Genomic DNA, 13,184 nt, shown 5'->3' with positions numbered 1-13,184 from the left:
CGCCGGCCCTTACAACCTCCACCTACTGGAGGATCAAACGGTATTGCGAACTGGTCTCAACTAGGGCCGCTTGTCCGCTTGGAACAGGCTGATCGCACCCGTCGCGGCGCGAAAGACCTGAGCCGACCGCGCATCCGCCCCTTGGTGCTCGCGAAGGATTCGCTCCAGCGCTCCGTTGGCATTTGCGCCCGTGTCGGCGATTCCATCGAGCATCTGAACGGTCATTCGAAACAGCATCCGCATCAGGCCCGTCGGCTGTGTCGCGTAGTCGGCGATATGAACCTCACCTCCAGAGCGTACGGCCTCGAACATGGCGGCAATTCCGGCGCATTTCGCGGAAACGGGGACCTGGTGGAAGACGAGGCTGGAGACGGCTTTGTCGACCGTTCCTTCGAGCTGCGCCGCGTCGCTCGCAGATCCGTGGCGCCAATCGATGGTGGCCCCAGCGCGCGCTGCCTTGTCAGCGGCGATGGCCAGGACATGATGGTCAGGATCGAGGCCAATGATATGTGCGCCCGGTGCCGCCTTCTTCAGCATGATCGCGAACGTCCCGGTTCCACAGCCGACGTCGAGAATGATTTCTCCGTCGCGCGGCGCGACCTGCTTGAGCAGTGCGTATCGCCAGGCGCGCTCCCGTGCCAGCACGCGAATGGCCGCATCGTACCATCCGGTGAGCTCCGGCCGGCCCAGAGCCGGAGTGAACGGCAAATTACGGTCCTCGACATTCTGCCCTTATCCCGCCGGTGCTATGAATCGCACCCACGAGGTTCTAGATGCTCCAGTCACTGGAGGAGCAAGAGCGATGTCGCGGCTAATGATCGGGGATCTCGCGCGCCGGACCGGCACGAAGGTCAACACGATCCGTTTCTACGAGGATATCGGCTTGATGCCGCGGGCGGCGCGGACCGAGTCAGGCCGGCGGACCTATGAGGAAGGCGAGGTTCGGCGCCTGGCGTTCATCCGTCACGGACGCGAGCTCGGCTTCTCGATCGACGAGCTGCGGTCCTTGATCTCCTTGTCGGACCAGCCCGATCGCGATTGCGCCGAAGCAGAAGAGATCGCGCGGCGTCATCTGGCAGAGGTCGAGGCTCGGATCTCGAGATTGACGTCTCTGCGAGACGAACTGCAGCAGATTGCCACGACCTGTTCTGGGGGTCGGATGGCGGACTGTCGGGTCATCGAGGCGATCACCGATGCCGGGGCATAGCCGCGTGTCAGGATTCGGATTGCGCAGACGCCGGAAATGCCGGACGGTTCGTCGGATGACGACCAGCGGCACTATGCTCCGCGCGGCACGTCGCTGGCTCGAGGGCAGATTTCGCAGCTCGCGCGGATATCAACGGCCGGGCCGAACTTCCCCTCGCTGATGGAGTGTATCACTGTGGCGCGAAACCGCACTGCCATCAAACGGGCGAGCAATTGAAAACGGACGCGCGAGCCCTGCGACAATTCACTCGAGTGGGCGCAACGGTGATGATGTTCGCGTTTCTGCTCAACTACCCCTGGGAGCTGATTCAGGCGCCGCTGTACCAGGGAATGGCGTCGGCGCCTCACTGGACCAGCGTGCTCGTCTGCAGCAGGGCGGCCGTCGGCGACGCCGTCATCGCCTTCATCGCATTTTGCACCGCGTGTCTCGCGGCACGAACACCGTCGTGGCCGATGCAGCCGAATCGTCGCGGCATCATCGTGTTCATGGGCGTCGGGCTGGTGATCACGGTCGTCATCGAGCATCTCGCAACGAGCTCCACCTCAGCGTCCTGGGGTTGGCGATACTCGAGCATGATGCCTCTGGTGCCACTGATCGGAGCCGGTCTGTCGCCGGTCCTGCAGTGGTTGATCCTCCCGCCTCTGGTGGTCTGGCTGGCGAGGCGGCATCTCCAAGGCGCCTGAACGCTGACCATCCATCGGTATCAGGTTCGATCTCGAGCCGCTTGTCGAGGTTCAACATGGCGGCGAGCTCTTGCCGGGCACGCCGTCGCAAGCCGATCCGGAGCCCGTGACCCTGAAGCGGACGCCGCCGGAGGGGCGGCGTCCACTGCTTGAGGATCTAGCAGCGCTCTCGGACTCGCATCCGGACCGGTGGCAGGGCGCGCTCGGCATACCGATGGGGCCAATACCAAGTCGTGCGGCTGCAATGTGCTTGGCGGCTGCGCATTGGCATTGCCGATTCGGGTTCCGCGTGGGGACTCGGTTTCCCACATGTCCGCGCCGGCGTGGTCACCGACGCCCGGGGGCCAAACTGTTGAGGTGCTTGCCAGGCGCAGTGTCTATTTTGAATTGCGGCAGGAGCCGCGGCGCCCCTGGGCGAGGCGGCGTCACTGTTTGCGCCGCTGACAGCAGCGACGGTAGCCGCGATGCACGCGGCGATTCTCAGGTTAGTCATGACTAATTTCCTTGAGCAGGAGTTCGAATGCCCATCCGGTCGCCGCACAGGAGGGTCGGTCCTCCGGCCGCGGTGGATAGCGCTCTCAGACGATCTGATCCGAACCGCTGGGAGGATGTAACGGGGGTGCGATCGAGCGCCCGTGCAACGCTCTCACCGCATGCTGCATCCGGTCCCCCGCTGCTCGGCCATCCACATCCTGGAGGCGCATCGGCAGAGGCAAGGCGGTGACTGATGCGCAGGCGGAACTCGCCGCGCAGATCGGCATAGTGGCAGCGCAGGACCCGCAACAGTTATCGAGCAGATCATTGCGCGTCGGGTGACACGGCATGGATGCCTCGGCCGCAGGGTTGGCCCCGAGCGCGGAGGCCACCACGCCGCCGGTCGGCTGGATCAGCAGCCCAAGCAGCGCGGCCAGCACGATCAGAAGGGTTCGGGCACGTCTCATGTCGGCTTCACCGAGGCCGGCGGGGCCGGCTCGACTTCAACGTCCTGCTCGCTCCGGAGTTGCCTTCGCGCCGGCCTCGCAAGCCGTTCGGGGCCGAGCAGCCTGTAGATGGCCGGCAGCACGAACAGCGACAGCAAAGGTGCGGTGATCATCCCCCCGATCATCGGCGCGGCGAGGCGCTGCATCACCTCCGAGCCGGTGCCGCCGCCGACCAGCAGCGGGACCAGGCCGGCGAGGATGACGGCGACGGTCATGGCCTTCGGCCGGACGCGCAGGACGGCCCCGTCCACGAGGGCGTCGTCGAGATCCCCCGCCCCGGCCAATCGGCCGTCTTTCACCCGCTCCTCGATGGCGCGGTCGAGATAGACGAGCATGATGACGCCGAACTCGGCGGCTAGGCCGGCGAGCGCGAGAAAGCCGACCGCCGTCGCGACCGAGAAAGCGTGGCCGAGCAAATAGACCAGCCAGACGCCACCAACGAGCGCGAACGGCAGGGTGAGGAGCACGATCATCGCCTCGCGCGCGCGGCCGAACGCCAGGAACAGCAGCAGGAAGATGATGCCGATTGTCGCCGGCACGATCCACGCGAGCCGTTGCTTCGCCCGCTCGGCATATTCGAACTGCCCGGCCCAGGACACCGAATATCCGGGCGGCAGCTGCACCTGGCCGGCGACCTTCGCGCGTGCCGCGTGGACGAAGCCGACGAGATCGCGGTCGCGGACGTCGACATAGACCCAGACGGAGGGCCTCGCATTCTCGCTCTTCACCATCGTGGGGCCGCTCGCGACTTCGACCCGCGCGACCATGCCGAGCGGGACGATCGCGCCGGTCGTGGTGACGATCGGCAGCGCGCGGATCGTCTCGACGCTGTCCCGCCGCTCGCGCGGGAAGCGGACGTTGATCGGGAAGCGCGCCAGCCCCTCCAGTTTCTCGTCGATGGGCATTCCGCCGATCGCGGCCGCGGCGGTGCTCTGGACGTCCTTGATTGACAGGCCGTAGCGGGCCGCCGCAAGCCGATCGATCTCGATGTTGACGTAGCGTCCGCCCAGGATCCGGTCCGAGATCGCGGAGCTCGCCCCGGGGACCGATTTCACGACGCCGGCGATCTGCGCGCCCAGCCGATCCAGCGTCGCGAGATCGGCGCCCGAGACCTTGATGCCGACCGGGCTCTTGATCCCCGTAGCGAGCATGTCGATCCGGTTGCGGATCGGCTGGACGAAGACGTTGGCGAGGCCGGGGACTCTGACCCGCTGGTCGAGCTCGGCGATGATCTTGTCCATCGTCATTCCGGCCCGCCATTCGGCCTTGGGCTTGAGCTGGATCGTCGTCTCGAACATCTCGATTGGCGCGGGATCGGTGGCGGTCTCGGCGCGCCCCGCCTTGCCGAATACCGTCTGCACCTCGGGGACCGTCCTGATCATCCGGTTGGTGATCTGGAGCAGCTCCGAAGCCTTCGACGCCGAGAGGCCGGGCAGCGCCGTCGGCATGTACAGGAGATCGCCCTCGGCGATCGGCGGCATGAACTCGCCGCCGAGCCGCGATGCCGGCCAGACGGTCACGAGCAAAGCGGCGACGGCAAGGCCGAGGACGAGCTTCGGTCGCCGCAGCACCCAGGCGAGGCCGGGGCGATAGCCGCGAATCAGGGCGCGATTGACCGGATTGTCGGCCTCCGGACGGATCCTGCCCTTGATGAACATCACCATCAGCACCGGGATCAAGGTGACCGAGAGCCCAGCCGCGGCGGCCATCGAATAGGTCTTGGTGAGCGCGAGCGGCCTGAACAGCCGTCCTTCCTGCGCTTCGAGCGAGAAGACCGGCAGGAAGGAGAGGGTGATGATCAGCAGCGAGAAGAACAAGGCCGGCCCGACCTCCACCGCCGCCTCGACCAGCACGCGCCGCCGCACCATCTCCTCGATGGGGCGGCCGTCCGCCGAGGCGTGCTCGAGCTTCTTGTGCGCGTTCTCGATCATGACGACGGCGGCGTCGACCATCGCGCCGATGGCGAGCGCGATGCCGCCGAGCGAGAGGATGTTGGCGTTGATGCCCTGGAACCGCATGACGATGAAGGCGATCAGCACCCCGAGCGGCAGCGTCAGGATCGCGACCAGCGCGGAGCGCAGGTGGAGGAGGAAGAGCGCGCAGACGATCGCGACGACGATGAACTCCTCGACCAGCTTCCCGGTGAGATTGTCGATCGCCCGGTCGATGATCCCCGAGCGGTCGTAAACGGGCACGACCTCGACGCCGGGCGGCAGGGAGGGCTTCAGCGTCTCGAGCTTCGCCTTGACCGCGTCGATCACGCCGCGCGTGTCGGCGCCCGCCCGCACGACGATGATGCCGCCGGCGACCTCGCCCTCGCCGTTCAGCTCGGCAATGCCGCGGCGGAAGTCGGGGACGATCTGCACCCGGGCGACGTCGCCTATCGTGATGGGGACGCCGGCCTCGCTCGCCTTCAGGGGGATGTTGCGGAAGTCGTCGAGCGTCTTCAGATAGCCGCCGACGCGGATCATGTACTCGGCCTCGGCGCGCTCGATGACCGAGCCGCCGGTCTCGCTATTCGCGGCGGTGAGCGCGTCCATGACCTCGCCGACCGAGACCCGGTAGAGCTGGAGCTTCTCGGGATCGACCTGCACCTGGAAGGCGCGCACCATGCCGCCGACGCTCGCCACCTCGGCGACTCCGGGCACCTCCTTCAGCTGGTATTTCAGGAACCAGTCCTGCAGCGCCCGCAGCTGGCCGAGATCATTGCGTCCGGTGCGGTCGACCAACGCGTATTGATAGGCCCAGCCAACGCCGGTCGCGTCTGGGCCGAGCGCCGGCGAGACACCCTTCGGCAGCAACCCCGCCGCCTGGCTGAGATATTCGAGCGTTCGCGAGCGCGCCCAGTAGAGGTCGGTGCCGTCCTCGAAGATGATGGTGACGAACGAATCGCCGAACAGCGAGAAGGCGCGCACGGCCTTCACGCCTGGTGCCGAGAGCATCGTCGTCGCCAACGGGTAGGTGACCTGGCTCTCGACGATCTCCGGCGCCTGGCCGGGATAGGGCGTGCGGATGATCACCTGGACGTCGGAAAGGTCCGGAAGCGCATCCAGCGGCGTGCGGCTGACCGCGTACAGCCCCGCCGCCGAGAGGAATGCTGCGGCGAGCAGCACGATGAAGCGGTTGGCGGCGGACCAGCGGATGACCCTGGCGATCATCGGCCGCCCTCCGGCTGGATCTGCTCGATCACCGGCGTCGCGCCCTGTGCCGGTCGCTGAAAGGCAAAGCGCACCCGCTCTCCCGCCTTGTGGCCCCTCAGCACTGAGACATCGGCGACCGGGAAGGTCATCGTCATTGCCGGCCAGCCGATCGCGGGCATCGGGCCGTGGGTGATCGTCACCCTTCGCGCGGCGGGCTCGAGCGACTTGATCACGCCGACCCCTTGGAGAAGCGCCTCGCGCCGCTGCTGTTGCGCGGCCGGCGACTGGCCCCGCGACAGACGTTCGATGACACCCGTGAGCGAGGCTTCGGAGTCGATCAGGAACTGGCCGGACGCCACCACGACGTCGCCGAGCGCGAGGCCCCGGCGGATCTCGGTCCGCTCACCCACCGACCGGCCGAGCTCGACCTCGACGGGCACGAAACCGCCTTGGCGCTGGACGATGACCACGTCGCGGGTTCCGGTCGAGATAACCGCCTCGCCCGGCACGACGAGGCCGCCGGTTGCCGCGCTCGCGATCGTCAAATTGGCGAACATGCCGATCTTCAGGCGCCCGCCGGGGTTGGCGAGGGTGATCCGCACCCGCGCCGTCCGGGCCGCCGCATCGAGCGAGGGGAAGACGTAGTCGATCCGGCCCGAGCGGGTTTCTCCATAAGCGGGGACCGTAATCTCGACCGGCTGCCCGATGCGCACCTGCCCCAGCGCCGCCTCGGGGATCTCCGCGACGACGAGGACCTGGGACAAATCGGCGAGGGTCAGGATCGACTGTCCCGGTTCCACGCGCGCGCCCGGCCGGGCCCCGATCGCCGTCACCACCCCGGAGCGGGGCGCGACCAATGCATAGTCGCGCTGCGGCCGGCCGCCTCGGTCGAGGCTCCGGATCACCCCCTCAGGGAGACCGAGCAGCTGCAGGCGCTGGCGCGCGGCCTGGCGCAGCCCGGGCGTGATCGTCGAGCGGCGGATCTTGAGCAGGGCCGCATATTCCTGCTGCGCCCCGAACAGGTCGGGGGAATAGACGGTCGCCACTCGGCTGCCGCGTGCGACCGGCTCTCCCACCGCGCGGACCGTGAGCTGCTCGACGAAGCCGGGCGTGAGCGTCTGGACCTCGACGATCCGCCGCTCGTCGGTCTCGACACGTCCTACCGCGCTGAGCGACGGCGCGAGATTGTCGAAGACGACGCGGGCGGTACGGATGCCGAGGTTCTGCTGGACGGCGGGCGAGATCCGTACCCCGCCGCCGGCGGCGCCTTCGGCGTATTTCGGCTGCAGGTCCATGTTCATCGAGGACTTGCCGGGCCCGTTGTAGCGCTCCAGCGGCACCATCGGATCGTACCAGTAGAGCACGGTGCGGCCCGAGCCGTCCTGGACGACGCCGTTGACCAGCGCGCCCTTGGCGGCGCCGCCGGGCTCGCGATCGGAGAGCGCCCAATAGCCTCCGGCGGCGGCGGCGAGGATCGCGATCGCGGCGCCGCCGGCGGCGAGCTTCCTGTTCGTGGGTGTCATCGGACGTCGCCTTCGCTGAGGTAGATGAGCTCGGCCGCCGCGCGGGCGCGCTTCGCCTGCAGCTCCACCGATTGAAGCGTGGCCTGGACGTAGCGCTCGACGATGTTCAGCGGCACATCGAGACCGCCCTGGCCGGAGGCGTAACGCGCCTCGGCCGCCTGGAAGGACGCCTCGAGCGACGGGATCGCCCGGTCGAGGACGACCCGCAGCTGTGCGTCGGCGCTCTCATAATCGGCGAGTGCGACCTGATAGGCACCGGCCAGTTCGCGATGGGCGTCCTCGACGCGCAGCCGGGCGCCGTCGGCGCGCGCGGACGCCTCGGCAATGCGGCGGTCCTGGAGCTTGCGCCGGTTGATTGGCAGGGGAATGCTGACCTGCGCCGTGACCATGTCGCCATAGCTCGGGCGATAGCCGTACATTACCGACCAGGTGAGGTTCGGTCGGCGCGCGGCGCGGGCGACGTCGATCTGGCGCTCGGCGGCTTGCTGCTCGGCCTGGGCCATCCGGACGTGCGGGTGATCGGTAAGGTGGCCCGCCGTCATCACATGCGGCACCGCGAGGGCCGGGATCGTCTCGGGGAGCGGTCGCGTGGCCGCCTCTCCGATCCAGCGGCTGAGCTCGCCACGCGCACGCGCCTCCTGTCCGTGCGCGTCCGCCCGCTGCGCCTCCGCGAGCGCGATCTCCGCTTGCGCCTCCAAGGCAAGCGCCGGGCTTGAGGAGCCGGTCGGGATGCCGGCTTCGATGACCTGGCGCCCCGTCCCCAAATCCGCGATCAGCCGGTCGAGGAGTCTCTGCTTCGCCTTCGCTTCGACCACGTTGATCCAGGCGACGGTCACGTCACGTTCGATCCGGCGTTCCTCGGCCGTGGCTTGCGCGCGGCGGAGCCCAGCTTCGGCCCGATACTGCGCTGCCTGCGCGTCGCGCTGGGTACGGCGAACCTGCTCGCGCATCACCCCGATCGTGTACATGGTCATCTCATCCCGGGTGGGGCTGAGCGCGGAATTCCCGGTCACCGGCAGGTTCTGAATTCCGGCCGTGACCTGGGGATCGGGGAGCGCCCGGGCTGCGGTCGCCGCTTCCTCGGAGGCTCGGGCCTCGGCGAGGAAGGCGCCGGCGACCGGCTGGTCCTTCGCAGCGAGCGCGACGGCGTCTTCCAGCGACAGGATAGGGGCCGCGCCGGCTGTGCCCGGCAGGGCCAGGATCATTGCCAGCGGAAGCAGCGACGCCGAGAGGCGCCGCGTCATGATGTTCATCGGTCTTCCTCCGAAGAGAAGGGAGGCCGCGCTCGTGCGCGGCCTCCCGGTCAGGGCTTTGAGATCGACGTCAGCGTCGCGCCGCCGCCGCTCTTCCTGAATTCAAAGGAGACCCGGTCGCCGGCCTTCACCGACGTGGCGAGTTCCGGCCGCTCGGCGGTGAACGTCATCGTCATCGCTGGCCAGCCAGCCGCTTCTACCGCCCCATGCGAGATGGTGACGTCCTTCCCCTCGACGCGGGTGACGGTACCCGAGCCGGCGAAGGTCTGATCAGCGGTCGCGGAGGTGGCTGCGGGAGCGCCCTGCGCGTTCGCCTCGGGCGTGTCCTGGTTCGAATTGTTGCAAGCGGCGAGCAGCAGCACGCCGGCTGCGATGAGAGCAGTCCTGTTCACGTTGAATTCCTGTCGTCGATCGGCCGGCAGCCATGCGCGCGAGGCGCGGCAATTGCCGGCGCAAAGTCATTCCTGGGTGGCGACTTGCCCTGACCCGGACGGGCCGGGGTCATCGATTCAGGAGCGTCGTGGAGGATGATCGATCGACGGCGGATTGAAGGACGGGAGACCCGGCGCATCTTTATGCCAGAGGTCGGCCCGCGCGAACGCGACAGGCGCGTCGCCGGCGGTCTCCGGCGGCAGCAAGGCGGGCGCCGCGGGCGCCGCGCAATTGGGCGTGCAGCAATCCATCTTGTCGTGATGGCTCCCGCCATCCTGCTGATCCATCGGCATCGTGCACGGGGTCAGCGGCGCTGCCGCGACGGCAACGCTCGGGCTCCCGATCAGGGAGAGGGCGACAAGGATGGCGAGCAGAAGCCGCATGCTTCTCTCTACCTAGCTCTTCGTTACCGAGTGATCAATCTCATAGCGGCTGCGCTTCAGGAGGTACGTCTTGTGTCCAGCACCCGCTCAGAGGTGTCCGCGAAAGCGTCCGCTTTCGCCCGATCTTTGTTTGGAAGCTGTCAGTCCGCTTAAGGCCAACTCGGACATGCGCCGCGGTTCGATCGCACCGGGCGCGGTCCTCTCGATCGCAGGTGGATTCTTCGCGCTCGTGCCTGCTCCGCCGACGGACCAGTTCCGCCCGGCCCCGGGGGTGACGGGCCGGGCGGACTTGTGCCCTCTGGGGAGGCTAGCTGTCGAAGCTATGAAGGTTGTTCATCCGGGTCTGGGCTGACAGGCTGGGGTTGCGAAGCTCCAACCCTGAAGCCGGGAGACCCCGGATGAACGTGCACAAGAATGCCCGACTGACGTTGCGTGGTCGAGAGCTCATGGTGGGACGGATCGAGAGTGGTTGGCGTGTTTCGGCGGCCGCGGAAGCTGCCGGCGTATCGGGGCGAACCGCCTACCGCTGGCTGGCGCGGCATCGAAGGGGCGAGCGCCTGGTCGATCGCAGCTCGGCACCGCGACGCTGCCCGCATCGCCTGCCAGGCAGCAGTATGGCCGAGATCGAGCGCCTGCGGCGCATGCGAATGACGGGACCTGCCATTGCGAGCATGCTCCGCCTCGCCCGATCGACGGTGGGCGCCGTGCTCAGACGGCTTGGCCTCGGAAAGCTCTCCAGCCTCGATCCCAAGCCGGCGGTGATCCGCTACGAGCGCGCCAGGCCGGGCGAGATGATCCACCTCGACATCAAGAAGCTCGGTCGCTTCACCCATCCAGGGCACCGCGCAACCAGAGACCGCCGCGCCGGCCGTTCACGCCATGCCGGATGGGATTTCCTCCACGTCTGCGTCGATGACGCCTCGCGCCTCGCTTACACCGAAATCCTGCCAAGCGAAGGTCAGGACGACACCACTGCCTTTCTCGAGAGGGCGCTCAATTGGCTGGGCAGGCAGGGAATCCAGGTCGAGCGCGGGATGACCGATAATGGCTCCGCCTACCGCTCGAAATGCTTCGCCCAGGCACTGCGTGACGCCAATGTGCGTCACGTGCGCACCCGACCGTACACCCCTCGCATGAACGGAAAGGCAGAGCGCTTCATGCAGACCAGCCTGCGCGAGTGGGCCTACGGCCATCTCTACCACTCGTCGCTCGAGCGATCACAGACGATCGGCCCCTGGACCGACGCCTATAACCGTGAGCGACCCCACACCGGCATGGCCGGCCTCACCCCATGGCAGCGGGTGAACAACCTTCTTGGAAATGACAGCTAGCTCGCGTGTCTTGTGGTTCGGATGCTGACGCACCGTAAGGTCCAGCCTCTCGGTGATGCAGTCGTCACATATCGCGGAGGGGGAGATCCTCGTCACCAGGTTCTCGACATCTTTCAGAACGGTCATGCCTGCCCAGTAACACTCGATGCGATAGGCGGGGAAGCCGATCCGATCAGGACCGCGAGTCCCCGCCGGGCTCCGGGGCGGTGACAGGAGCGACATCGCGGCCGCCATCCACAAAACTCTCCCGCGGCCGTCGCAAAGATATGGACGAGCCTCGACTCTTCGCCCATCGCTGCCACCCATGCCGGAGCAAGCGTTGGAACTGATCGGGAGTCGCGTGCGCAAGCTCCGCGAGGAGCAGGGTATCTCACAGGAGAACATGGCCCGGCTGTGCGGTATCGAGCGCAGCTACTACGGCCGCATCGAACGCGGGAAGGCAAACATCGGCATCGAATTGCTTCTGCGGATCGCCGCGGCGCTCGCCGTCGGCCTTCCCGAACTCGTGATCGACGTCACCGAGGAGATCTGCCGTCGAGGATGACGTCGGCGGTGGCTTCGGAGCGTCTTTGACCTACAGGAGCAAAGCCTGCGCACGCGGCGAAGTGCATCTACGCGACGGGATCGCCTCGTCGTCTCGATCCCTCATAGCCACCCGAAGGCACGAGTGTCTCGCACACACCCTGCCGGCGGGTGGCGGAGGGGCGACCACACGCCAAGATCGCCCCGCTCCGCGGCCCCCCCCTGCGATCGCCGGGCGCGCGCGACGCAGTTGTTCGATCGGAGCCAGAGTTCGCCTTCAGCGCTTCAGGTGACTGATTGCTCGGTCGCGAGCCTCGTCCCTGCCTCATCGGGGGCATTCTGCGCCTGTGCAGGTGCGAGTAGCCTTCGCAGCTTCGGCGTCACGATGGGGATGGTCAGCATCGTGCTGGCCACCGCGACCAAGAGGAGAGCTGTGAAGGTCCCGTTGGTGATGATCCTCTTGTCGAGGAGGATGTTGACGAAGATGATCATGATGAGCGCCTTCGTCTGCAGGAGCCAGCCGAACAGCGAAGCCTCGCCCTCCTTCCACTTGAGGATCCTGCCAGCCAGATGCACCCCGGCCAGCTTGCCGACCACGGAGGCCGCGAGAAGTAGAGCCGCTGCGCCGAACACGGCGACCCCGCCGACGTCCCACTGCGTCCTGAGGCCGGTGCTGAGGAAGAAGACGGGCATCACGGCGAGGAGGATGTGGTGCCGAAAGGCATCCATCTGGGCTTCGTCGAACCAATCGAACTCGAGCACCGCACCCGCGAGGAAGGCTCCGACCATGTAGTGGAGGCCCGCCGAGTCCGCTGCGAAGCCGCACACGCCAAGCCAAATCAATCCGACATACCAGCGATCGCGCTCCGGGATCGTCACCATCAACTTCCGGACCAGATAGCTGGCGAGGGCGAAGGCGCCGAGGAACGCGGCTTGGCGGCCAACGCGGGTCCAGTCCAGAAGGATCAGCGCCAACACTCCCCAGATCGCGACATCATCCATGCTGGCGTATCGCAGACAGCGTTGGCCAAGGGGGTGCCGGAGGATCTCCAGCTTCTCCATGAGCAGGACCAGGATGGGCAGGGCGGTGACCGCGCAGGCCATCCCGATGCCAAGCACCACCTGCCACTGCTGAGCGTCAGGCCCGGCCCAGCCATCCCAGTTCAGCATGAAGGCGGCTGCAGCGCTTCCAAGCACGAGCGGTACGATCAGCGCGAGACCTGCGGTGATGCCGGTGTCACGGCGGCGCCGCCATGCCTGCTTCAGATCAAGCTCGATGCCAGCGATCCAGACGAAGATCATCACCGCCCACCAGGCGATGCCGTTCAGTGCAGTCACGACCTGCGGGTTGAACACGAAGGTGTGGTAGGCGGGGAATGCCGCTCCGAGCACGCCCGGCCCGAGGAGGATCCCGCCGATGATCTGGATGACGACCAGCGGCGCATAGTAGTCCGTCCGGCCGAGCCGCCACACCACGTACGGCGCTGTGAAGATGATCACCATGGCGATCAGGAACACTTCGGTGGTCGTCATTGCGTGCACGGATATCGGCCCCCAGGCGGTTGAGACTGGTGCAGTCGCCGACGAGCCTCAGCGGGAGTCAGCGTCCAGACGCCGCACCGCCCGCACGGGCGGACTCGGCCTCAGCGGGAGAATCGACGGGCAAGCCCGCGGGCGGCGCTCCTGAATCGGCGGGAACGGCGCGTCTGCATAGGAGCAGGAGACGCAGC

The 13,184-nt window shown here is 67.2% G+C and carries 11 protein-coding genes; 4 read left to right on the top strand and 7 right to left on the bottom strand.

Features of this window, described 5'->3' with window-relative positions; translation table 11 throughout:
* Nucleotides 1-60: 60 nt before the first annotated feature.
* Nucleotides 61-708 carry a class I SAM-dependent methyltransferase gene (locus E2493_RS02720; protein WP_135083472.1) on the bottom strand — a complete coding sequence of 216 codons (648 nt, stop codon included), beginning with the start codon at nucleotides 706-708 and terminating at the stop codon, nucleotides 61-63.
* 40 nt (nucleotides 709-748) lie between these two features.
* Here E2493_RS02720 and E2493_RS02715 point away from each other — a divergent pair, with 40 nt between their 5' ends.
* Nucleotides 749-1,207 carry a MerR family transcriptional regulator gene (locus tag E2493_RS02715; protein ID WP_450097531.1) on the top strand — a complete coding sequence of 153 codons (459 nt, stop codon included), beginning with the start codon at nucleotides 749-751 and terminating at the stop codon, nucleotides 1,205-1,207.
* 263 nt (nucleotides 1,208-1,470) lie between these two features.
* Nucleotides 1,471-1,890, top strand: a complete 420-nt coding sequence (locus tag E2493_RS02710) for a hypothetical protein (RefSeq protein ID WP_135083470.1) — start codon at nucleotides 1,471-1,473, stop codon at nucleotides 1,888-1,890.
* A 937-nt stretch (nucleotides 1,891-2,827) separates the two neighbouring features.
* Here the strand turns inward: E2493_RS02710 and E2493_RS02700 are convergent.
* The 5 genes from E2493_RS02700 to E2493_RS02680 all read right to left on the bottom strand — a co-directional run bounded on the left by E2493_RS02700 (nucleotide 2,828) and on the right by E2493_RS02680 (nucleotide 9,601).
* Nucleotides 2,828-6,028 (bottom strand): efflux RND transporter permease subunit, encoded by a 3,201-nt coding sequence (locus E2493_RS02700; RefSeq protein WP_135083466.1) that lies wholly within the window; start codon nucleotides 6,026-6,028, stop codon nucleotides 2,828-2,830.
* On the bottom strand, nucleotides 6,025-7,533 hold the full coding sequence (locus E2493_RS02695; RefSeq protein WP_135083464.1) for an efflux RND transporter periplasmic adaptor subunit: 1,509 nt from the start codon (nucleotides 7,531-7,533) through the stop codon (nucleotides 6,025-6,027). The genes E2493_RS02700 and E2493_RS02695 overlap by 4 nt, the downstream gene beginning before the upstream one ends.
* On the bottom strand, nucleotides 7,530-8,786 hold the full coding sequence (locus E2493_RS02690) for a TolC family protein (RefSeq protein WP_135083462.1): 1,257 nt from the start codon (nucleotides 8,784-8,786) through the stop codon (nucleotides 7,530-7,532). Before E2493_RS02690 ends, E2493_RS02695 begins: the two co-directional genes overlap by 4 nt.
* A gap of 50 nt (nucleotides 8,787-8,836) precedes the next feature.
* Nucleotides 8,837-9,178 (bottom strand): copper-binding protein, encoded by a 342-nt coding sequence (locus E2493_RS02685; RefSeq protein WP_225421106.1) that lies wholly within the window; start codon nucleotides 9,176-9,178, stop codon nucleotides 8,837-8,839.
* A gap of 117 nt (nucleotides 9,179-9,295) precedes the next feature.
* The gene (locus tag E2493_RS02680; RefSeq protein WP_135083460.1) at nucleotides 9,296-9,601 is read right to left on the bottom strand and encodes a hypothetical protein; all 306 of its coding nucleotides are present in this window, start codon (nucleotides 9,599-9,601) and stop codon (nucleotides 9,296-9,298) included.
* Between the two features lie 398 nt (nucleotides 9,602-9,999).
* On the opposite strand from E2493_RS02680, the gene E2493_RS02675 reads away from it, so the two are divergent.
* Both E2493_RS02675 and E2493_RS02665 read left to right on the top strand, forming a co-directional pair.
* A complete protein-coding gene (locus E2493_RS02675; RefSeq protein WP_135083458.1) occupies nucleotides 10,000-10,932 on the top strand; it encodes an IS481 family transposase in 933 nt (310 codons plus the stop codon).
* Between the two features lie 319 nt (nucleotides 10,933-11,251).
* Nucleotides 11,252-11,476 (top strand): helix-turn-helix domain-containing protein, encoded by a 225-nt coding sequence (locus E2493_RS02665; protein ID WP_225421105.1) that lies wholly within the window; start codon nucleotides 11,252-11,254, stop codon nucleotides 11,474-11,476.
* 263 nt (nucleotides 11,477-11,739) lie between these two features.
* Here E2493_RS02665 and E2493_RS02660 read toward each other — a convergent pair whose 3' ends face one another.
* Nucleotides 11,740-12,987 carry a cation:proton antiporter gene (locus E2493_RS02660; protein WP_191992953.1) on the bottom strand — a complete coding sequence of 416 codons (1,248 nt, stop codon included), beginning with the start codon at nucleotides 12,985-12,987 and terminating at the stop codon, nucleotides 11,740-11,742.
* Between the last annotated feature and the right edge of the window lie 197 nt (nucleotides 12,988-13,184).

This window comes from Sphingomonas parva (ex Maeng et al. 2020), assembly GCF_004564275.1.
GTDB lineage: Bacteria > Pseudomonadota > Alphaproteobacteria > Sphingomonadales > Sphingomonadaceae > Allosphingosinicella > Allosphingosinicella parva.
The sequence above is the reverse complement of the archived record's forward strand: the minus strand, read 5'-3'. Positions and strand labels throughout refer to the sequence as shown.